Origin of the sequence: Fusicatenibacter saccharivorans, from assembly GCF_027667425.1 — a bacterium.
GTDB classification, from domain to species: Bacteria; Bacillota; Clostridia; order Lachnospirales; family Lachnospiraceae; genus Fusicatenibacter; species Fusicatenibacter saccharivorans.
In genome coordinates this window covers 164,326-187,312 of record NZ_JAQEGR010000007.1, presented here as the reverse complement: position 1 = coordinate 187,312, position 22,987 = coordinate 164,326, and the positions used below count along the sequence as shown (strand labels likewise).

The window sequence follows — 22,987 nt, the reverse complement described above, 5'->3', positions numbered from 1 at the left end:
TGTTTTGTTTTGCGCACTTACGTTACCACTTTAACATATTGAAGAGAGTTTTTCAAGCTCTGCTCTTTTGTTGCTGCTCCGCATCAGCGTTTCGCCGATCAGAACGGCATCGGTTTTATTCTGATACAGTCTTCCGACATCCTCCGGCGTTTTGATGCCGCTCTCGGATACGAAAACAATGTTTTCCGGGACAAGCTCCCGCAGCCGCTCACTGTTGTGGATATCGACCGTGAAATCTTTTAAGTTGCGGTTGTTGACGCCGATGATCCTTGCTCCGGCGCGCATGGCCTGTGCAACCTCCGCCTCATCGTGGGCTTCCACAAGAGCGGAAAGGCCGAGGGAATGCGCTGTTTCCAGATATTCTTTTAAGGTTTCCTCCGGCAGCAGCGCACAGATCAGAAGGACAGCGGTGGCTCCGAGCACCTTTGCCTCGTAGATCATATAGGGATCCACGGTAAAATCTTTCCGCAGAACCGGGATGGATACGGTTTCTGCAATTTTTTTTAAGTAACGCTTGTCGCCTTTGAAGTATTCCGGCTCGGTCAGGCAGGAAATGGCGGAGGCACCGGCCGCTTCATATTCCTTTGCGATCTCCAGATAGGGGAAATCTTCTGCGATGATGCCCTTCGATGGGGAGGCTTTTTTTACCTCGCAGATAAAGGACATGCCCGGCTTTTTCAGCGTCTGTTCAAACGGGAATCCAGTATCCGGGTTCATCGCCGTTGCTTTTTCTTTCATTTCTGCAAGAGAACACTTCTCTTTTTCTGCAGCGACACGTTTTCTTGTGGCTTCTGCAATCGTTTCCAGTATCATATGTTTATTCCTCTTCTGCCAATCTGTTGGCGAGTGACACAAACTCTTCGAGTTTTTTCTGTGCTTTTCCGCTGTCGATCAGCTCCTCTGCCAGTTTTACAGCGTCCTGCATCGGGATTTCTTTTGCTACATGAAGGGCTGCGGCGGCATTCAGGACAACAGCGTCTCTTGCCGGGCCTTTCTTTCCTGCAAGAATTTCTTTCGTAATTTCAGCATTCTCCTGCGGGGTTCCGCCGACCAGCTCTTCTTTGGTACAGCGGGTCATGCCGAACTCTTCCGGTGTGATGACGTATTCCTCAAACGTTCCGTCCTTGATCTCGCAGACGCTTGTCGGTGCGCTTAAGGAAATTTCATCGAGGCAGTCCTGGCCGTAGACAACCATGCCGCGTTTGACACCAAGATTGGAGAGAACTTCTGCCATCGGGCGGACAAGTGCTTCCTCGTAGACACCCATCACCTGCATCGTGGCTGCTGCCGGGTTGGTCAGCGGTCCGAGGATGTTGAAAATGGTTCGGATGCCGAGCACCTTGCGGACCGGTGCCACGTATTTCATGGACATGTGGTATTTCTGTGCGAACAGGAAACAGATTCCAAGTTTTTCCAGAACTTCTTTGTTTTTCTCCGGCTCCAGGTCGATTTTGACGCCGAGCGCTTCGAGACAGTCGGCTGCGCCGGATCTGCTCGATGCGGCGCGGTTTCCGTGTTTTGCAACTGCGACGCCGCCTGCAGAGATCACAAGGGATGCTGTTGTGGAGATGTTGAAGGAATTGGATTTATCTCCGCCGGTTCCGACGATTTCCAGAACATCCTTGTCATGTTCCATGGGAACACCGTGCTTTCTCATGCCGTTGGCACATGCGGTGATCTCTTCGATTGTCTCGCCTTTCATCGTCATGGCAGTTAAAAATGCGCTGATCTGGATCGGATCGGCTTTTCCTCCCATGATTTCATCCATGGCGCCCTCTGCCATCTCGTAGGTTAAGTTCTCTTTATTTACCAGTTTTACAATCGCTTCCCGAATCATATTCTGTTCCTCTCTTTCTTTGCTGTCCTGTGATCTATCTTGTAATTTTTAAGAAGTTTTCTACCATCTGTCTGCCCTGCGGGGTCAGAATGGATTCCGGATGGAACTGGACTCCGTAGATCTTTTTCTCACTGTCCTCGACTGCCATGACCTCGCCGTCTGCGGTTCTTGCCGTTACCTTTAAGGTTTCCGGCAGTGTCGCTTCATCAGCTGCGAGGGAATGGTATCTTGCAACCGGAACGGTTTCCGGCAGCCCCTGGAATAATTCCGAGGTAAGATCCAGCGTTGTCTCGGACTGTTTGCCGTGCATCAGCTGTTTCGCATAGGTGACGGTCGCGCCGTACGCGGCACAGATTGCCTGATGGCCGAGGCAGACACCGAGGATCGGGATCTCGCCGCCTAATTTTTCTACAATCTCCATGCATCGGCCTGCCTGCTCCGGACGGCCCGGTCCGGGAGATAAAATGATGGATGCCGGTGCCAGTGCGCGGATTTCGTCGATTGTCATCTCGTCGTTCCGGATGACCTTCATGTCCGGATTGATCGAACCGGCGAGCTGATACAGGTTATAGGAAAAACTGTCATAATTATCTACCAGCAGTATCATAAGTTGCTTCCTCCTTCTGCCTCTGCAAGTGCGACCATCACGGCCTTTGCTTTGTTGATGCATTCCTGATGCTCTTTTTCCGGTACGCTGTCGGCTACAATGCCGGCGCCGGAGCGGACGAACACTTTTCCGTTTTTCTTAAACGCAAGCCGGATTGCGATGCAGGTGTCCATATTTCCGGTGAAATCCAGATAGCCGATCGCACCGCCGTAAATGCCGCGCTTGTTGTTTTCCAGCTCGTTGATGATCTGGCAGGCACGGAGCTTTGGTGCACCGGAGAGGGTTCCGGCCGGGAGAACGGAATCGATGGAATCGATGGCATCGACTGCGGTCTTGTCTTTCCGAAGCTGTCCTTTTACAGTGGAACCGATGTGCATGACGTGGGAGTAACGCTCGATTGACATGTATTTTTCTACTTCCACGGTTCCGAAATCACAGATCTTTCCGAGATCGTTTCTTCCCAGATCAACCAGCATGTTGTGCTCGGCACGCTCTTTTTCATCGGCGAGGAGTTCTTTTTCCAGCCGCTGGTCTTCTTCATAGCTCTTTCCTCTCGGCCGCGTTCCGGCAAGCGGGAAGGTCCGGACCTCTCCGTCCTCGACTTTTACGAGAGTTTCCGGGGATGCACCGGCGATCTCGACATCATCACTCGAGAAGTAGAACATGTACGGCGACGGATTCGTCGTGCGGAGAACGCGGTACGTATCGAGGAGGCTTCCCTCAAAATCAGCTTCGAGCCGGTTGGAGAGAACGAGCTGGAAGAGGTCTCCCTCGTGGATATAATGTTTGACCTGCTCGACTTTCTCACAGTACGCTTTCTCATTGAAGAGCGGGCGGAACTCGGATTTCAGGTGGCCGGCTTTCGTCTCGGCCGGTTTTCCGAAGCGGATCAGCTCTTCCATTTTTTCGAGTTCCTGTACGGCTTTTTCGTAATTTTCTTCGAGATTTTCGGTTTCGATATTAAGCATCAGTACGATTTTCTGACGGTAATTATCATAGGCGATGACCTTATCGAACAGCATCAGGTCGACATCTTTGAAATGTTCCTGATCTTCTGCGTCCAGCTTTAAGATCGGCTCGCTGTACTTGATGTAATCGTAAGAGAAGTATCCGACGAGGCCGCCGGTGAAGGTCGGCAGTGTCGCGATCTTCGGACTTTTATTTTTCTCAATCAGGGTTTTGATGACGGCTCCCGGATGGGCTGTCTTTGCGGTCAGCCGGATCTGTCCGGTCGGAAGCTGTTCTTCGTGGCTTTCCGGAATATCTTCTACTTTTTTCATCTCTGCCGCATCGGCGGTGATTGTCAGGTTTCCGTTGACACAGGTGAGTTCCAGCGACGGATCGTAGCCGAGAAAAGTGTATCTTCCCCACTGTTTTTTATCCTCCACGCTTTCGAGCATGTAGCAGTGGCTGCTGACGCCCTGCAGGACTTTCAGTGTTTCTACTGGTGTACGGATATCCGAATAAATTTCTCTGCTTACCGGGATTTTCCGAAAAGCTCCCGATGCGGCTGCTTTTGAAATTTCTTCTAACGTCATCTGTTTCATCTTGTTATCTCCTCTCCTTGTGTCTGCAAAGGCTGTCATCAACACTGGTCCTCAGAACCAATTTCTGATATACAAAAAACCGCCCCCGGCAAAGAATCACTTTGTTCTTTGCCAAGGGCGGGTATATTTTTATACTCGTGGTGCCACCTTGTTTTGCGATTGCTCACACGCTCTGCAGAATACGATCATATTCCTGGCAACTAACGTATGCCTGCACGTTACAGAATACTCAGACGGTTTCCCGCTTTTCCCTGTACCCTCCGTGGTCCATTTGCTGATCCGCTTTCTGTCCGGCTTCCACCTGCCCGGGCTCTCTGTGAGTGCGCTTCCAACGTTATCTCCACTTCATCGGTTTCGAAGTATTTATTTTTTTCTTATGGGCTGTATTATAGTTCCATTCTTTTTTGCTGTCAAGTAATTTTTTTGTTCTTTTTGTTCAAAGTCCGGTATTTTTATGATATTCCCGTGTCCACGCCGCAAGAGCTTCGTCCAGATCGCGCGGGAGCTCGACATGCATTGCCTCGGTGATCTGGCGGTCCATCTCCCGTCTCGTCTCGGCATCCACTTTCCGCTCGGTGCACATCTGCTCATAGGCGTCCTGTCCTTTGCTCATGTAGACCGCAAACAGCCAGCTCTTTAACGATGCTTTCGTGTGCAGCTCTTCATTTGCTTTCTGAAAGCACGTAAGTGCTTCATTCATCTGGAACAGACTTGCGTAGGCACAGCCCATGTTGTTGTAAATACTTCCGGTGAACTGGCTTCCCATGTTGGTTTCGTTTTCCTCGGTATCTTTCAGCGTTTCCTGGTAAACCTGGATCGCATTGATATATTTTTCGTGGTCAACAAGGTAGTCTCCCTTGATTTTTTTCCGCACAATCTCCGGCTGCTCCTCGAACCGTTTCAGGCGCTCATTCATCTCACGGAACTGATCGTGGGAAAGATAATTGATCTCCTTGAAGATCGGCAGGATAAACTCACCGATGTTCTTTTTCTCCTCCAGAAGGACGTAGAGACGCTGGTACAGTCTTCTTAAGTGGAGTTCTTCTTTCATCCACACCAGCAGCTGCTCGTTAATGATGGTCTCGTCCAGCAGATAGATGTTGTGGTACAGATAATAACACAGTTCCTCGATGGAATAAATATTTGTGCTGATGTTGGAAATATAATACGGATTTTTCGCCCGTTTGACCTGACATAAAATATAACCGCTCATCGTTTACACCTCCCCCATCGTCTCGTGCCAGATTTTGTGGCTTGCCGGGAACATATCGCCAAAACCTAAATCCTCTGCGGTGATCTGACACGTAACCGGAGAATCATACTCCAGACGCAGACGAATCCGTGTTGTCTTCGGCGGCCGTTTGGGCAGCCCGTCCAGCTTCATGGTATAGCGGTTTCGTTTTCCGCTTTCCATGGAGCTTACAACAAATTCCAGCTCCTCCGTTCCGTCGAGGATCAGTTCACATTCTTTTTCTGCTTCATACCAGTTCACACCGGCTGCAATCAGCGCATAGTATGCCGGAGAACCATTGATCGTCATCTCCATGCCGATGTTGTAGCGCACGAGGTCATTTCCGAGGAAGAGATAGCCCTTTAAGCGGCGCTCCTCCACTTTTTCGCGCGCGGAAAAGCAGGCGCCCTGTGCAAACAGGTTCGTTCCGCCGAAGATTCTTCTCTGGTTTTTCTTTAACTGACGCAGAGAGTTGTCGGCCCAGGCAAGGTCGAACTCCTCGCTCACCAGAAATACGCTGGAATAAATTTCATTCCCCATCGCTTCTCCCATCAGATGGCAGAAATCGCGGTCGCGCTCCATCGGCTCGATCGAAAGTGCGGCTTTTGGCCCCCGTTTTACGGTCACAGTTGCCGGCTTCGTTTTACGGCTGATGGAAAGTTCAGAAAACGATGCTTCCTCATCTTTCAGGAAAAACAGACCGACTTTACGGCTCCAGAGCTCCGGCTTCTGGTTCAGCACATGGCAGTAAAAGCTCTCGTCATGCTCCTGCAGGTAGGCTCTGCCGCGCGGCAGTCCGATTATCTTGTATGCTTCACGCACATTTTCCACAAATGGACGGGTCAGATGGCCCGTGGTGATCATCATCGCCTGGATCTGCTGGTCCGGGCGCTCGATGCCGATCATCTTCAGTGCTTCGCGAAGGAACGTGCCAAGGACCTCTCCCGGCGTGTAATCCCGGTTTTCGATCTGGCAGATGCGGGATCCCATGCAGATCTCGTACAGATTGTCCAGCCAGATGCCGTTTCCCGCGTGAGCAGATTTTTCTGCATCCGGTCCTGTTTTCCACGTTTCCTCATTCCGTTTTTTGGCAATGGCGGTCGGAAATTCCACCGCCTCTTCTCCTTCTTTTACCGGGATGGAGACGGCCGTATGGGTTCCCCTGTCATAGCAGCAGAACTGGGAATATTTCTCTCCAAAATCAAATCCTAAAATTAAATTTTTCTGTTCCATGTCGTATCCTCCTGCTGCTTCTTTTCATCCACAAGTGCAAAACAGTTCCGAACCAGAGCCTCCTGCTGCAGATACTTTTGGAATGCTTCTTCTGCTTTTTCCGAATCTCCTGCCGCGCGCGCTGCTTTCATCTGATTCAGAAGCTGGTACCGCGTCTTTCCTGCTTTTGGTTCGCCGGTCATGGAGACGGTTTTCACCTCTGTTTTTCCCTCGCCCTGACGGTTCGTAAAGGTCAGGTAATACTCCATTTTCTCGCCGTAGAACAGCAGAAACTCTTTCACAAAAATGCCCTGATACATATTGCGCATCGGTTCGCTCTTCCATGTTTCTTCGGCGTTTGTCCGGTAATGAATCGTCACCTTTGCCTCCGCTCTCTGGCGCTCCTCGATGAACATGCGGTCGCCGATCTGGAAGCCTTCGGTCAGGTGCTCCGGCAGATCCTTGTAGAAGGCAAAGCGGAGTCCCTGTTTCGTAAACGCCAGAAGCAGGGTATGCGCCTCTTTTTCTTCCTCCTCAGAAAGCTGCGGCTTCGTGGAAAGATGTTTCAGCATCGCAAAACGGCAGATCTCGTCCAGCTCCCAACCCTGTTTCCAGGCGCGGTCCAAGTAGTCAAACATCTGATCCGAAAGCGGTTTTCCGTCCATAAAATAGCCGATCGCAAGATACGTCAGGTATGCCAGAATGACATGCTCTTTTCCGCTCTGGCGGATGTAGCTCTCCAGCATTTCCTGCTCCCACTTCGGGTGGCTGCGCACAAAGACGGACCAGGTCAGAATGCGCTCCTCCAGCTTGTCGCTCTCCATCTGGAAGCCGCGGATTTTATCCCATAAACTGCACATATCCTCAATAGAACCGGTGAAATAATCTCTCAGATAGCACAATACAATTTCATCGTAGATGCCCTGTTTTACCACGTAGGATGCCAGATAGAGAAGCTCCTCGTCCTCTGTAAACTCTTTTTCCAGAATCATCGCATGCGCCAGACGGAAGAGACACGACACCGGGATCTTTTCGTAGCCGTACCGATCCGTCAGGGCAAAGGCGCGGCTGTAACAGCCGTAGCGTACCAGAAGCTCGATCGTAGAAATACGGTCCACCTTTGCGTAAGCGCTGTCCTCCAGCTCTGCAACAGCTGCCTCGGTCTCACGCTCATCCGGATGGGCAAGATAGTATTCCAGCAGTTTCTGACGCACTGTTTTCCGGTAAGCACTGGAAAATGCGCTCGTGCGCGCTGCCTGCTGATACCAAGCAAGATTTTCTGCGGTAAGCTGCATCTCCTCTTCCTGCTCCCCGCACAGGTGCAGCAGCAGACCCGGATTTTCAATGGCAAAACCGCCGCAGGCACAGGCAAGCTCTTCATCCGTAAATAATGGCTCTACGCGGCAGGTTTCTGTCACCGCATATCTTCTGCGCTGCTCATCTTCGAGAAGAATCCGCGCTTTTTTGCCGTACAGACGGATATAAGCACCCCGTTCCGTCATCGGATAGGACGTTTCGCCTGCCATCGCCGGATGGCAGACGATCACACGCGTGATTTTCGGATTTTCACACGTTACATGATGGGTAAACAGCACATTTGCGATCGCTTTTGCGCTGTCGGGATCTTCCGGTTTTTTCAGAAAAGTCCGGTACAGTGCGGCGTATTCGCGGTTCATGCGGCCTTTCTGGATCTGTCTTGCCGTGAAAACCTCCATCGCCGGGCGGTAGCTCTGGAATGTATGGCGGTCTTTTTCGCGGTTTTTGATCACGTTGGCGTAGATCAGCGCTTTCTTCTGGCCTGCCAGTGTGTTGCTGTAGGAGAAATACATCCGGATGACCTGCGGAAGGACCTCGTCGAACGACGCATCCATCGTTTCGATATAGTACTCGTACAGGCGCGTGATGCGGATGTTCCGCTCCACGGCTTTTGCATACCACGGGAAATATTCCTTCCGCACCGGGCGGCCCTTCATCACCAGTTTGCAGATGGCTTCGAGCACTTCATCGGATGGAAAACGCTCATAGCCCGCAGTCAGAATCTGATAGACATTCTCATCGAACGTTTTCATCGTCTCTGTAAGATAAGCGGCCCGTTTTAACAGTTCCCCGCTTAAAATGCCTTCTTTCTGCGCAAATTTCAGCACCTGAACGGTGAACGGCGAAATCCGGCGGAGCTGTCCCTCCTGGCGGAGATAGAGCTGTGCCGCATCCAGATACAGAAGCGGGCTCTTGCACCCGCACTCATAGCAAAGTTCCATCGCGTAGAGCTGACGGGTCAGCGACTGCTGCCAGGAATCGTCGGCATCAATGGCAAGCTTTAACAGAAAATAGCTTGCACTCTCCTGCCGCATCAGTGTTCCAAGGCGTGATACCAGCCCGGTATGGCCCACTTCCATTTTCAGCTTCCATGCCAGATACAGGTACGCTCCTTTTTTCTCCGCGGTGTCCAGCAGTTCCTGATGCTCTTTTACGTAAGAAAGCGTTTCTCTTGCTTTTCCGGTTTCCTCATGGCTCTCGTACAGCCATGCTTTTCCCAGCGTCACCCACGCCATGTCTCCGCCGGCTTTTTCGAACTGCTCGATGGCCTCCCAGGTGTCCTGATACCAGGTACGGTAGTCGCGTTTATGGACTGCCAGATCGAGATAGCCGCGCGCGATGGCAGTTATCTGACGGTCGCGCTCCGTATTTTTCCTGCTGGTCACATGCTTTTCGCTGTTTGTCACTTCCAGTTCAAAGCGAAGCTCCTGTTTTCCCTGACGCACCGTAATTCTGCCGTAATGGCGGCCGTTTCCGATTTTCTCCTGATGGATAATGTATTCCACACCGTAGACGCTTCCGATGAAATCTTCTGAAGTGACGACTTTCTTTTCCACTTCCAGAAAGTCTCCCTGCACCTCGATTTCCATGCGGACGTAGCCCCAGGTATTTTTATACAGATACAGTGTTTCCTTGCGCGGCTGGTCCACGGTAAGCACAGTTTTCTCCGGCTGTTCCGCCGAAAGCAGCACCGGCTCTTTCTGACCGAGGGCAACCAGAAATTCCTCCAGATGCTGAAATGTCACCGGCTTGTGGGACAGTCCCTGATAAAGTGCCATCTGCCCCGGTGCCTCTTTCTGAAGAAGACGTGCAAACTCTTTTTTTACAAAGAAGCGGTACGCTGCGCCGAAATCATGGCTTGCCAGATGCACAAAATCTGCCAGGGAATGAATCTCCTGCCCGGAAATGTTCATTGTCTTTCCCGCAATCGAGACGTGTACCCGCACGCAGCGTTCCTCCAGATTGCTGCTGACGGTGATGTTTCCACAGATTTCATCGCCTGCTTTTAATCCGCTGGTATCCACGCCGTACTCAATCGTACTCGCCGTTCCCTGGAACTGATTTTTCGCCAGAACGATTCTCTGATGATCTGTGGTCACAATTCCTTTTACTCTTCTCCCGTCTTCCGCTCCGATATTCAGCTCTCCGCGGAAATTCTGCCCCTCGTCCAGCGTCAGGGCCACCTCCGTCTCGGACAGCAGCAGATGGGGAACCTCATATTCAAATCTGCCGTTCAGCAGTTGTTCCAATCTTCTTCTCAATGTTTTTCACCTTATTTTATCTAAATCGTTTTCGTTCTTTTCCACAACGTCTGATTATACCCCAAGACGCACGGGATTGCAACGGAAAGGGGACGCTCCTTTTAATAGTCGAACAGCGAAAACTGGTTGCTTTCGGGCAGATCTCCGAAGACACCGAGGTCCGCCATAAAGTCGATAATCGTCTTGCTGACCTTGGTGCGGTCGCGGAAATCATCTTTCGAGAGGAATTTTCCGTTTCGTGCCGCAAGGACAACGGCGTCGGCCGCCTTGTCGCCCAGACCCTCGATCGAGTCGAGCGCCGGCATCAGATGTTTGTCATCGTAGACCTGGAAGCGGTGCGCCTGTGCCTTATAGAGGTCCACCGGCACGAAATCGAAGCCGCGGGCGTACATTTCCTGGACAATCTTCATATCCTTGACGGTTGCCTGCTCCTTCTGAGTCAGCGTGTCTTTCCGTTTTTCGTAATCTTTCATATAATATTCCAGCCGGTCGCGTCCCATGCACATGAGCTCGTAGGAAAATGCGGACGCACGAATGGAGAAGTACGCCGCATAGTACGCCAGCGGATAGAAAATTTTATAGTAAGCGATGCGGTACGCCATCATGACGTACGCCGCCGCGTGGGCTTTCGGGAACATGTACTTGATCTTTTTACATGACCAGATGTACCAGTCCGGCACATCGTGGGCCTTCATCTCCTCTTCCCACTCCGGTTTTAAGCCCTTTCCTTTTCGCACACTCTCCATGATCGTAAAGGAAAGCTCACTTTCGAGTCCCTTGTCGATCAGGTAGATCATGATATCGTCCCGGGTACAGATGGCGGTGGAAATCGTCGCCTTGCCCTCCTCGATCAGGGTCTGCGCATTGCCGAGCCATACGTCGGTTCCGTGCGACAGACCGGAGATACGGATCAGGTCAGAGAACGACTGCGGCTTCGTGTCCAGAAGCATCTGGATAACGAAATCGGTACCGAACTCCGGCACGCCAAGACATCCAAGCGGGCAGCCGCCGATGTCCTCCGGCTTGATGCCAAGCGCCTCGGTGCTCTTGAACAGCGACATGACCTCCGGGTTATCGAGCGGAATCGTCTGCGCATCAAGGTGCGTGATATCCTCGAGCATACGGATCATGGTCGGATCATCGTGTCCGAGAATGTCGAGCTTTAAGAGGTTGGCATCAATGGAGTGGTAATCGAAATGGGTCGTAATGATGTCGGTTGTCATATCGTTCGCCGGATGCTGCACCGGGGTGAAGGAGTTGATATCCTCACCGAACGGCAGAACGATGATACCGCCCGGGTGCTGGCCGGTGGTACGGCGGATGCCGGTGCATCCTTCCACGATACGGTCGATCTCGCAGTTCCGTTTGTGCTGGCCACGCTCTTCGTAATAGTTCTTCACGTAACCGAACGCTGTTTTATCCGCCAGCGTACCGATGGTTCCCGCACGGAACGTCTGACCGGCGCCGAAAATAACCTCTGTGTATTTGTGCGCCTTACTCTGGTAATCACCGGAGAAGTTCAGGTCGATATCCGGCTCTTTGTTTCCCTTGAATCCAAGGAACGTCTCGAACGGAATATCAAATCCCGCTTTTTTCAGCGGCTTGCCACAGTTCGGGCAGACGGCGTCCGGCATATCGCATCCGGCACGGCCGACGTACTCTTTGACGCGCGGCGAATCGAACTCGCTGTAATGGCACGACTCGCAGTAGTAATGCGGGCTCAACGGGTTTACCTCCGTGATTCCCGCCATCGTCGCAACGAACGAGGAACCGACGGAACCACGCGATCCTACGAGATAGCCGTCCTCGTTCGACTTCCACACTAGTTTCTGTGCGATGATGTACATAACGGCATATCCGTTGGAAATAATGGAGTTCAGCTCCCGTTCGAGGCGCGCGGAAACGATCTCCGGCAGCTCCTCGCCGTAGATTTCATGCGCGCGGTCGTAACAGATTCTCCGCAGTGTCTTGTCGGAATCCTCGATGACCGGCGGGAATTTTCCGGCACGGATCGGGGAGATTTTCTCGACAAGGTCGGAGATTTTGCGCGGATTGGTGATGACGACCTCCTCCGCTTTCTCACTTCCGAGATACGAAAACTCTTCAAGCATCTCCTCGGTAGTGCGCAGGAACAGCGGTGCCTGCTCATCCGCGTCGTCAAAACCTTTTCCGGTCATGATGATGCGGCGGTAGATCTCGTCCTGCGGATCCATGAAGTGGACGTCGCACGTTGCCACAACAGGCTTATGGAACTGCTCGCCAAGTTTGACGATGCGCCTGTTGATCTCCTTTAAATCCTCCTCGCTCTCTACGGCAGAAACGTCCTCTTTTTTGATCATGAACGCGTTGTTGCCGATCGGCTGGATTTCCAGATAATCGTAGAAGTCCACGAGACGCGCAATCGCCGCATCCGGTTCACCGCGCAGGATTGCCTGGTAGAGTTCGCCCGCCTCGCAGGCAGATCCGATCATCAGACCGTCCTGGTATTTCAGGTAGACGCTCTTTGGCAGCTTCGGCCGGCGGTTGTAGTATTTCAGGTGGGATTCCGACACGAGGCGGTACAGATTGACACGTCCCGTCTCGTTCTTTGCCAGAATGATCGCATGGTACGATGGAAGCTTGCGCACAGCCTCCTCCGATACTTTTCCCTGCGCATTCAGGTCATCCAGAGTCAGAATATTGCGCTCCTCCAGCATTTTTACGAATTTCACGAAAATTTCCGCCGTACAGCCGGCATCGTCCACCGCACGGTGATGGTTTTCCAACGATACGCCGACCGCCTTCGCAACGGTATCCAGCTTGAAACGGTTCAGGCCCGGCAGCAGGAAACGCGCCATGGCGACGGTGTCCGCCGTTGTAAATTCCCGCTCGATCCCCTGCAGGACGCAGTTGTGCTCGATAAAGCTCATATCGAACGAAGCATTGTGGGCAACCATAACGGCTCCCTCACTGAACTCCAGGAATTTCGGCAGCACCGTTTCGATGTCCGGCGCGTCAAGAACCATGTTGTCGTTGATGCCGGTCAGATTCTCAATCCGGAACGGGATCGGGACTTTCGGATTGACGAAGGTGGAAAACTTATCGACAATCGCTCCGTTTTCCACACGCACGGCACCGATCTCAATGATTTTGTTGACAACCGGGGAAAATCCCGTCGTCTCGATATCGAAAACAACGTAGCTTCCGTGGATGTCCTGTCCTTTGCTGTTGACAACGATATCTTTCAAGTCGTCGACGAGATAAGCCTCCATGCCGTAGATGACCTTGAACGGAGCCGAAACTTTTTTCAGCTCATCTTTTGTCGCATCCGGGTGCTCTGCCTGGTATTTTTTCCGGTAAGCGCCGTCGATCGCCTCGATCGCATGGTTTGCCTCCGGGAAGGACTGCACCACGCCGTGATCGGTGATCGCGATCGCCGGATGGCCCCACTCGTAGGCACGCTGTACCAGACGGGCAGCATCGGTGACACCGTCCATATCGCTCATCTTTGTATGGCAGTGCAGCTCCACACGCTTCACCGGACTCGTATCCTGACGGCCGGTACGGAAATCGGTGATCTTCTTGATGCCCCAGACAGACATAACCGTCAGATCGTGGTCAAATGCATCAACCGTCGTTTTTCCTTTTACTTTAATGAACGCGCCTTTTTTGATCGCATCCTTTAATTCCGGCACTTCCGCGTTCTGGACGAAAATCTTGACGCCGATGGTATCCGTAAAGTCGGTGATCGTGAACATGAAAATCGTACGCTCATTCCGGATTTCGCGCATATCCACACTCTGGACTCTTCCTCGGATGACAACATCACCGATCTCATCGCCGATTTTCAGAATCTCCACGCTCTCATCCTCGAAATCTCTTCCGTACAGCACATCCGGATTGGAGGATTTGCGCGGCTGATTGTCCGCATTCCGGCCGAAACTGCCCTTGCCTTTTTTGAAGGAACCGCGTCCGCCGCCGGAAAAACCTTTTCCCCTTCCGCCGTCTGCTGCTTTTTCTTTTTTCGCCTCGCCGTCCTTGGCTGCTGCGGCTGCTTTTGGCTGTTCGCCTGCTGCTTCCGCCTGCTCTTCCATCCGGTTCTGCTCTTTTTCGCCGAGCATCTCACCGTAATGGGTATGCGCCAGAACGTGGCGCACTTCCTCCCGGATGCGGAGCTCGGAATTTCTCATGGCGCGGCTCTCGCCCTCCGGCTTTCTCATCTCGGTTTCCACGATCAGGTCGAAGCCGCACCGCTCACAGAAGATTTTCTCGAGAATGTGGACCAGCTCCTCCTCGCGCTCCTTTGCCACAACGGAATCCACGAGCACCAGGTGCATTTTGTTCGTCTCCGGGAAGGTAATCTCGGCAGTCGAAAACAGATGATTCAGAAAGACACTGTGGTTTTTCAGCTCGAGCAGGATACTCGGACGGTACACCTCCAGAAAGTTTTCCGGCGTATACTGGCGCGACAGATAGAACCGCTCAATAATCTTCACGCGCAGCGGCACGTTGGAAAAGAGCTGCTCCTCGATCTGGCGCTCCAGCTGATAAATATATTTTTTGTGAATCCACTGATGGCTGACCACATAGATCCGCAGCAGATCTTTTTTCTTATTGATCGATACCCGCGAAACCTCCACGGTATCGAGAAGCTCTGCCATGCCCCCTTCGATTCTCAAATCCGGAAATACTTCCTGAAACTGTTTTTCCATTCCTATTCCTGCTTTCTTTTCTACTTGCCCCAGTGATCCAGCTCGTCCTTTAAGACGGACAGCAGCTCGCTCTCCGGTACTTTTTTCACGATTTCACCTTTTTTAATTAAAATGCCGACGCCTTTTCCGCCTGCAACACCAAGATCCGCCTCTTTTGCCTCGCCCGGTCCGTTGACCACGCAGCCCATGACGGCAACCTTGATATCAAGATCGTAGCCCTGCACCAGTGTTTCCACCTGGTTTGCCAGTCCGATCAGATCAATCTGGGTCCGTCCGCAGGTCGGACACGATACGACCTCAATGCCGCCTTTTCGAAGTCCCAGGGTCTTTAAGATCCGTTTTGCGGATTTGATTTCCTCGAGCGGATCGCCGGTCAGGGAAACACGGATCGTATCTCCGATGCCCTGATATAAAATAATACCGAGCCCCACTGCCGATTTGATGTTGCCGGAATACAGCGTTCCCGCCTCCGTAATGCCGACATGAAGCGGATGATCCGTCTGGTTCGTGATCAGCTCATGCGCTTTTGCACACATCATCACATCAGACGATTTGATGCTGATGACGAGATTGTCATAGCCCATCTCCTCAATGATCCGCACTTTGTCGAGCGCGCTCTCCACCAGGCCCTCTGCCGTTACGCCGTTGTATTTTTCCACCAGCTCTTTTTCGAGTGAACCGCTGTTGACGCCGACGCGGATCGGAATCTGGCGTTCTTTTGCTGCATCTACAACCGCCTGGATCCGGTCGCGGCTGCCGATGTTGCCCGGGTTGATGCGGATTTTATCGGCTCCGTTTTCGATCGCGGCGATCGCCAATCGATAGTCAAAATGAATATCTGCTACAAGCGGAATCGAGATCTGCTTTTTGATCTCGGACAGCGCCTTGGCTGCCTCCATGGTCGGGACGGCGCATCGGATAATGTCACATCCGGCTTCCGTGAGCGCCTGGATCTGCTTTACGGTTGCCTCCACATCTTCTGTTTTGGTATTCGTCATAGACTGGATCAGAATCGGATTTCCGCCTCCGATGACCCGGTCGCCGATTTTCACAACTCGTGTATTTGCTCTGCTCATTGTCTTTCCTCCATTTATTTTCTCCGTGATGGCATAAAAATCTTATTTTATTATAAGACAATTTTTTCTCCGGCACAACCATCTTTTCTCTTGCAATTTTTTCCCAAATTTTCTATAATGCTAGGAGTGATTTTTTTATTCAACTGGAAAGGAAGACATACAAACGATGAAAAAGATGATCCTCGTAACCTCGCCGCCGGCGTGCGGAAAGACATACATTTCAAAACAGCTCGCCAAGGAGCTGAAACACGTTGTTTATCTCGACAAGGATACGGTCATTCCGCTGTCGAACCGCGTTTTCAAAGCGGGCGGACAGGAAATCAACCGCAGTTCTGATTTCTTCGAGGAGAATATCCGCGATTATGAATATGAAGTAACGGTCAATTTCGGACTGGAAGCACTCGAGTATGACAATATTGTGCTGATCAACGCACCATTCACACGCGAAGTGCATGATGAGAAGTTCCTGAAAGACTTCTCCAAAAAGCTCGCTGACCATGGGGCAAAGCTTGTTGTGATCTGGGTTGTCACAAAACCGGAGATCTGCCACCAGCGCATGATCGACCGCAACTCCGTGCGCGATACGTGGAAGCTGGAGCACTGGGATGAATATGTGAAAACGATCGACTACTCCATCCCGGAAGCACTGAAGAAAATGAGCAGCTGCCTCGATCTGATGCTGTTCTACAATTCTTCGGATGAAGAATATCAGAAATCCATGGAGATGGTTATCTCCCGTCTCGAAGACGAATAACGACTAAACGAAAAAAGAGAATTTTGCCGGACCTCATTTTTACAGTCTGCAAAATTCTCTTTTTATTTATAGAAACTATTTTCACATCCGATACAAAAGATAATCCGCCGCTGCCGCCCACAGCACCCAGGAAACGCAGAGAACTGCGAACACACTCTTATATCCGAGTACGGCAAAGTGGACGCGCCATTTTTCCTTCTGCGTGAATTTCTCCGGGTTTTTGCCTTTTACCATCAGCATTCCGGCGATCACGAACATGCCGAGGGCCGCGATCAGCAGCAAGCCGTCTTTCGCCGCCTCAAGGGCAGCGCGGAACGTGAATCCCCCAAAGAGGAATCCTCCCAGCAGCAGCACAGCTGCCGCAGCGCCGCCGGAGAGCAGGCCGATTGTAAATGCTCTGCCGAGATCACAGCAGATGTTCTTTATCTTTTCCATGTTTTACAATTCCTTATTTTCTTCTAACGCATCACAGAAATGACATGCCACAAAGTGATTGTTGCCCACGTCTTTTAATTCCGGCATCTGCTGTCGGCAGATGTCTTTTGCGTACTTGCATCTTCCCTGGAATTTGCAGCCCGGCTTCGTGTTGATCGGGCTCGGCACCTCGCCTTCGAGGCGGATTTTTTTGCGGTCGCGCTCTGCCTCTACTTTCGGGTCCGGAATCGGAATCGCGGAGAGCAGTGCCTGTGTGTACGGGTGGCGCGGGTTGGCGTACAGCTCCTCGGATGTCGTCAGCTCGACGAGCGTTCCCAGATACAGAACCGCCACACGGTCGGAAATATGTTTGACCATCGACAGATCATGGGCAACGAAAAGATAGGTCAGTCCCATCTTTTTCTGCAGATCCACAAGAAGATTGACGATCTGTGCCTGGATCGAAACATCGAGTGCGGAGATCGGCTCATCGAGAACGATGAACTCCGGCTGCACGGCAAGCGCACGCGCAATACCGATTCGCTGGCGCTGTCCGCCGGAAAACTCGTGCACAAAACGGTTCGCATGCTCGCGGTTCAGTCCGACCAGTTCCAGATATTTGTAGATCATCTCCTGGCGCTCTTTTTTATTCTTCGCCAGATGATGGATATCGATTCCCTCGCCGATGATATCGGCAACTGTCATACGCGGGTCAAGCGATCCATACGGATCCTGAAAGACCATCTGTACCTGTTTTTTGAAGGCAAACCGCTCTTTTCCGTTTAACGCATGGACATCGGTTCCCTTGTAGAGCACCTGTCCGTCGGTCTTGTCATACAGGCCGATGCAGGTACGGCCGCATGTTGTCTTTCCACATCCGGACTCGCCAACCATTCCAAGTGTCTCACCCTTGTAAATTTCGAAGGAGACATCATCCACGGCCTTTAAGGTCGCATGGTTTCCGACCTGAAAATATTTTTTCAGATGGGAAACGGAAAAAAGCACTTCTTTTTCGTTATTTTCCATTACAATTCTCCTCCTTCCAGATTTGGCATTTCTACTTTTGGTGCCATCGGGTGATGGAGCCAGCAGGCAGCCTTATGCTCGCCGCCGAATTCCGTTGCCTCCGGCATCTCTTCCTTACAAATCGGCATACAGTAGCTGCACCGCGTGCAGAACGGACATCCGACCGGCGGGTTTAAAAGATCCGGCGGAGTTCCCGGAATTGTCGCGAGTTCCTGCTTGTTTTTCAGATCCAGACGCGGTACGGAACGGATCAGCGCCCAGGTGTACGGGTGACGCGGACGATAGAAAATATCCTCACACGTTCCGCTCTCCACGATAATACCGGAATACATGACCGCAATCTTCTGTGCGATATTTGCCACAACACCAAGATCATGTGTGATCATGATGACGGACGTCTGATTTTTCTTCTGCAGATTTTTGATAATATCGAGAATCTGTCCCTGAATTGTCACATCGAGCGCGGTCGTCGGCTCGTCACAGATCAGAATTTTCGGATCGCAGGCAAATGCAATCGCGATCATAACACGCTGACGCATACCGCCGGAAAATTCGTGCGGATACTGTCTGACACGTTTTTCCGGCTCCGGGATGCCGACCATGCGCAGCATCTCGACAGCCTCCTTTGCCGCTTCCTGTTTTGTCATGTTTTTATGGCCCATCAGATTTTCCATAATCTGTTTTCCGACACGCATCGTTGGATTTAAGGAAGCCAGCGCATCCTGGAAAATGATTGCACACTCGCCGCCTTTGTAATGCTGCCACTGTTTTTTGTTGTATTTCAGAATATTCTCTCCATGATAGAGAATTTCACTGTTCTCTTTAATCTCACCCTGCGGGGCCTTGATGAGGCCCATGATGGATTTCGCCGTTACAGATTTTCCGCAGCCGGATTCGCCCACAATTGCGAGCGCCTGACCTTTCTCGAGAGAAAACTGTACACCGCGGACTGCCTTTACTTCACCGGCATAGGTGTGATAAGAGACTCTTAAGTTTTTTACTTCCAGAATCGGATTGTTTTGTTCGTTCATATCGTTATCTCCCACTTATTACTGGCGAAGTCTCGGATCCAGGGCATCGCGCAGGCCGTCTCCCAGAAGGTTGAATGCCATAACGATGATACAGAGCACGAGACATGGGAACAGAAGCTGTGACGGATAGAAATCCATGTTCTGCTGTCCCATCGAAATCAGGACACCAAGGCTGATCGATGGTGCCTTGAGGCCGATGCCGAGGAAGCTAAGACCTGCCTCCGTAAAAATAAACATCGGGATTGCCGTCGCCGTATCCAGAATCAGGATACCCAGCATATTCGGTACATAGTGTTTTAAGATGATGCGGAGCGGTTTTGCACCGAGCACCTCCGCCGCGTAAACGTATTCCGTCTCACGGAGCTGTTTGATCATACCGCGCACCTGACGTGCCGTGTTACACCATGCGGTGACACTAAGCGCGACCAGAAGTGCAAACAGGTTATTTCCAAGAATCATCATGATCAGAATCGTAAGAAGCAGAGACGGAATCGAGTTGATAACCTCGATGATCCGCATCAGAACCTCATCGACCCAGCCGCCGAAATGTGCCATCAGCGCGCCATATACCGTTCCAATGATGAGTTTGATTGCCGTTGCAACGATCGCGATGATCAGTGATGCCCGCGCGCCGACCCAGACTCTTGAGAAGAGGTCACGTCCCAGGTTGTCGGTTCCAAACCAGTATTTTGACGATACGCCCTGGTTTTTCTCGGCGATATTCATGGATACATAATCATATCCTTTGATATGCGGTCCGATGATGACCATGACAAGCAGAATGCCGAGCACAACAAGAGATCCCATTGCGATCGGATTTTTGCGGAGCCGTCTCCAGGCGTCCTGCCAGTAGGAAATGGTCGGGCGGTCAATCCGGTTCGCATCTTCCTCGGTGTATCCTATTACTTTAAATTTTTCCGGTGTTAATGCTGCCATAATATCCTCCTTATCTGCTCTTTCCTGTCAGACTGATTCTCGGGTCAACGACCACGTACAGCAGGTCCGTGATAAAGAGAACACCGATGTAAAGTGCTGCGATAATAACCGTCTCTCCCATGATAATGGAAAGATCCTGGTTATTGACCGCCGTCACATAATACTGTCCGATTCCCGGGATGGAAAAGATGCTCTCGATGAAGAAGGAGCCTGTGATACACATGGCAACCGACATCGGAAGCTGTGTGATAACCGGGATAAACGAGTTCCGAAGGATATGGCGGCGGATAATCTGTCCGCGGCTTAAGCCCTTCGATTCAGCAGTCAGCACGTAATCCTGATTGATCACATCGAGCATCGATGTTTTCAGCAGACGCGCATACGTTGCGATATAAGAAAAGCATCCTGTCAGGGTCGGAAGAATTGTATATTCCCATCCGCCGAACCACAGATCCTTTCCTGCAGGCCAGCCGATCGTCGGCAGAACCTTCAGGTTACCTGCGAAAATTTTCTGAAGCATCAGACCAAAGATCAGGTTCGGAATGGAAATCAAGAGGACCGACAGGGCGATCACCATATAGTCCCAGAAGCTTCCCCTCCTCATTGCCGCAAGAATTCCAAGCAGCAGACCGATCGTGATACCGACCAGCACCTGCTGGATACCAAGGCGGGCGGATACCGGAAGACGGTCATGAATCAGCTTCTGTACCGTCTGTCCCGCATAAACAACAGATTCCCCGAACTCTCCCTTGCAGATTCCCTTCATTGTGATCACATAGCGCTCCATCATCGGCTTGTCGAGGCCGTAGCGCTTATAGAGGTTTTCCTTTACGGTCGGCGAGAGCTTGCTCGCACGCTCCGTCAGCGGATCTCCCGGAACCGCTTCCAGAAGGAAAAACGTGGCCGTTGCAATCAGAAACAGTGTGATCAGCATTTCCGCGAAACGGCGCAGTAAATATTTTGGCATAAAAATCCTCTCCCTGTCCGGTCTTTTCCGACCGGAATTTTATTATGATAGCGAAAGAAGAGCCTATTGTTTCATAAGCCCTTCTTCCCTCATTTCTTCTGTTTTGCTGCTTTTTTTATTTCTCTACAGTTGCTCTGTAAAGCTCCTGGCTTGCGCCGAAGGAGGATGTGTAGAAATCTTTTACCCAGTTCTGATAATAGTAATGTTTATCAGAGTAGTACAGCGGTGCAACACCACAATCCTGTGCAACCAGCAGATCTTCCAGCTTCTGGTAAATCTCAAGGCGTTTTGCGTTGTCGTTCTCTCCGGTCAGAGAATCGATCAGGCTGTCGTACTCGCTGTTGCTATAGAGGCCGTAGGAATCATAAACGCCTGTCTTCATGACGTTCAGGAAATCCAGCGGATCGTTGTAATCGCTGAACCATCCGCCTACGAAGATATCGTAGTTCTTGTTATCGCGCTCATTTGCAAACATCTGGTAATCACCAACGGTGTTCAGCTCTACCTTTACGCCCAGATTCTGGGAAATGGACTGCTGCAGGTACTCTCTCTCGAGCTGATTCTCGGTAGCAGAACCCTGGGACAGCAGTGTAATGGTGATGTCTTCCGGTTTGTCGGTGATACCAAGCTCATCAAGGCCTTTCTGGAACAGTGCTTTTAACTTGTCTGCATCTCCTGCATACTGCTCATATTCCTCTTTCATGGTCTCCGACGCCTGCTTGCGGTAGGAAGTTCCGTCGAGCGTGATCGCCGGGGAAACGAAGCCGTAAGCTGCGGTGTATCTTCCGTAAACAGCTGATACCATCTCCTCACGGTTGATGGAGTAGGAAATTGCCTTGCGGATGTTTACGTTTTTCATCAGACCGGATTTTCCGCCCTCAGACTGCTCGTAGCACAGAACCATAGTTCCCGGGTACTCGGTGGTCATGGTCTGCATATTGCCTGCTTCTACTTCTTTGTCATATTTTGCAATATAATCGCCTGCTGCATCGAAAACGTCCAGCTGTCCGTTATCGAACATGGTTGCTGCTGTTGCGTTCTCTGCTACACAGTACCAGTTTACCTGATTCAGTTTTACGTTGTCCTTATCCCAGTACTGGTCATTCTTCACCCATGTCATGGAGTTATCTTCTACCAGGTTTGTCATGGCAAACGGTCCGTTGTAGACACATTTTGTCCAGTCTTTTCCCCACTGGTCTCCGGCTGCCTCTGCGACATCCTGACGGGTCGGGTAAAGCGGAGTTGCTACCAGCTTGGACTGGAAGGTCGGATCCGCTACCTTTAAGGTAACCTCGAAGGTGTAATCGTCAACTGCTTTGATTCCGATATCATCGGCAGAACCCTGTCCGTTATAATACTCCTCTGCTCCTACTACGTTGAACAGGAAGAAAGAATAGGAATAGCCGTATTCCGGATTTAACAGACGTTTCCATCCGTACTCATAATCTGCTGCGGTAACCGGCTGTCCGTCGGACCATTTTGCATCCTTTCTCAGATGGAAGGTATAAACCAGTCCGTCGTCGGATACGTCCATGGATTCTGCACCGGCGTACTCGAAACGGTCTCCGTTCTCATCTGCTACGTCACGCATCAGGCCTTCGTAGCACTCTGCCATCATCCAGCGCCATCCCATATCCTGTACATCGAAGTTGTTTCCAAAGGATACCGCGCGAAGATTGATCTGTCCGTCCACTTCACCTGCAGTCTCCGGTGCTGCAGAATCCGCTGCTCCAGTACTGGTCGATGCCGCTGTAGCATTGTCAGCAGTTGCTACCTGTGTCTCTCCGCTGCTTCCGCATCCGGCCAGAAGACCGGCTGCCATGCATCCTGCCAAAAGCAGAGAAACGACTTTGTTTCTTTTTCTCATTGATGTTCCTCCTTTGTTTTCCGCAGACCCTCCCCGGCTGATCCGGCTATGTCTGCACACGGGCCATTGTTTTTCATATAATTATCCTGAATTTTTTCTCTTATTCGGACAATAGCACGAAATAATACCTTGTTTTTTCACTTTTTTCACGTGATTTTAGCCCAACTTTTATCAGAATATCGAAAAATATCTTTTTTGTCAATCTTTTTTCCT

General features: G+C 51.2%; 16 protein-coding genes. 1 reads left to right on the top strand and 15 read right to left on the bottom strand.

Features of this window, described 5'->3' with window-relative positions:
- Positions 1–30 precede the first annotated feature (30 nt).
- The 9 genes from trpC to ispG form a co-directional block, all read right to left on the bottom strand.
- Positions 31–813 carry an indole-3-glycerol phosphate synthase TrpC gene (gene trpC, locus PGS38_RS08625; protein ID WP_117761646.1) on the bottom strand — a complete coding sequence of 261 codons (783 nt, stop codon included), beginning with the start codon at positions 811–813 and terminating at the stop codon, positions 31–33.
- A gap of 4 nt (positions 814–817) precedes the next feature.
- Complete coding sequence (gene trpD, locus PGS38_RS08620; RefSeq protein ID WP_117761645.1) at positions 818–1,837, bottom strand: anthranilate phosphoribosyltransferase; 1,020 nt, start codon at positions 1,835–1,837, stop codon at positions 818–820.
- 34 nt (positions 1,838–1,871) lie between these two features.
- Positions 1,872–2,444: an anthranilate synthase component II gene (locus tag PGS38_RS08615; protein ID WP_117761644.1), complete on the bottom strand. Its 573-nt coding sequence runs from the start codon at positions 2,442–2,444 to the stop codon at positions 1,872–1,874.
- Complete coding sequence (gene trpE / locus PGS38_RS08610; protein ID WP_270476149.1) at positions 2,441–3,991, bottom strand: anthranilate synthase component I; 1,551 nt, start codon at positions 3,989–3,991, stop codon at positions 2,441–2,443. The genes PGS38_RS08615 and trpE overlap by 4 nt, the downstream gene beginning before the upstream one ends.
- Before the next feature lie 436 nt (positions 3,992–4,427).
- Entirely contained in the window at positions 4,428–5,204 is a 777-nt protein-coding gene (locus PGS38_RS08605; protein WP_270476148.1) for a hypothetical protein, read from the bottom strand.
- Positions 5,205–5,207: 3 nt separating this feature from the next.
- On the bottom strand, positions 5,208–6,455 hold the full coding sequence (locus PGS38_RS08600; RefSeq protein WP_270476147.1) for a DUF5716 family protein: 1,248 nt from the start codon (positions 6,453–6,455) through the stop codon (positions 5,208–5,210).
- Positions 6,437–10,012 (bottom strand): DUF5717 family protein, encoded by a 3,576-nt coding sequence (locus tag PGS38_RS08595; protein WP_270476146.1) that lies wholly within the window; start codon positions 10,010–10,012, stop codon positions 6,437–6,439. The genes PGS38_RS08600 and PGS38_RS08595 overlap by 19 nt, the downstream gene beginning before the upstream one ends.
- A gap of 101 nt (positions 10,013–10,113) precedes the next feature.
- Positions 10,114–14,703, bottom strand: a complete 4,590-nt coding sequence (locus PGS38_RS08590) for a PolC-type DNA polymerase III (protein WP_117509873.1) — start codon at positions 14,701–14,703, stop codon at positions 10,114–10,116.
- Between the two features lie 20 nt (positions 14,704–14,723).
- Complete coding sequence (gene ispG / locus PGS38_RS08585) at positions 14,724–15,779, bottom strand: flavodoxin-dependent (E)-4-hydroxy-3-methylbut-2-enyl-diphosphate synthase (protein WP_022462663.1); 1,056 nt, start codon at positions 15,777–15,779, stop codon at positions 14,724–14,726.
- Between the two features lie 166 nt (positions 15,780–15,945).
- On the opposite strand from ispG, the gene PGS38_RS08580 reads away from it, so the two are divergent.
- Positions 15,946–16,533, top strand: a complete 588-nt coding sequence (locus PGS38_RS08580; RefSeq protein ID WP_022462664.1) for a P-loop nucleotide/nucleoside kinase family protein — start codon at positions 15,946–15,948, stop codon at positions 16,531–16,533.
- A gap of 81 nt (positions 16,534–16,614) precedes the next feature.
- On the opposite strand, the gene PGS38_RS08575 is transcribed toward PGS38_RS08580, so the two are convergent.
- The 6 genes from PGS38_RS08575 to PGS38_RS08550 all read right to left on the bottom strand — a co-directional run bounded on the left by PGS38_RS08575 (position 16,615) and on the right by PGS38_RS08550 (position 22,774).
- Positions 16,615–16,968 (bottom strand): hypothetical protein, encoded by a 354-nt coding sequence (locus tag PGS38_RS08575; RefSeq protein ID WP_022462665.1) that lies wholly within the window; start codon positions 16,966–16,968, stop codon positions 16,615–16,617.
- A 3-nt stretch (positions 16,969–16,971) separates the two neighbouring features.
- Positions 16,972–17,973 (bottom strand): ABC transporter ATP-binding protein, encoded by a 1,002-nt coding sequence (locus PGS38_RS08570; RefSeq protein WP_022462666.1) that lies wholly within the window; start codon positions 17,971–17,973, stop codon positions 16,972–16,974.
- Positions 17,973–19,004 (bottom strand): ABC transporter ATP-binding protein, encoded by a 1,032-nt coding sequence (locus PGS38_RS08565; protein WP_022462667.1) that lies wholly within the window; start codon positions 19,002–19,004, stop codon positions 17,973–17,975. Before PGS38_RS08565 ends, PGS38_RS08570 begins: the two co-directional genes overlap by 1 nt.
- Before the next feature lie 18 nt (positions 19,005–19,022).
- A complete protein-coding gene (locus PGS38_RS08560; RefSeq protein ID WP_022462668.1) occupies positions 19,023–19,940 on the bottom strand; it encodes an ABC transporter permease in 918 nt (305 codons plus the stop codon).
- Between the two features lie 10 nt (positions 19,941–19,950).
- Positions 19,951–20,907: an ABC transporter permease gene (locus PGS38_RS08555; protein WP_022462669.1), complete on the bottom strand. Its 957-nt coding sequence runs from the start codon at positions 20,905–20,907 to the stop codon at positions 19,951–19,953.
- Between the two features lie 115 nt (positions 20,908–21,022).
- Positions 21,023–22,774 (bottom strand): peptide ABC transporter substrate-binding protein, encoded by a 1,752-nt coding sequence (locus PGS38_RS08550; protein ID WP_173827630.1) that lies wholly within the window; start codon positions 22,772–22,774, stop codon positions 21,023–21,025.
- Positions 22,775–22,987: the final 213 nt, after the last annotated feature.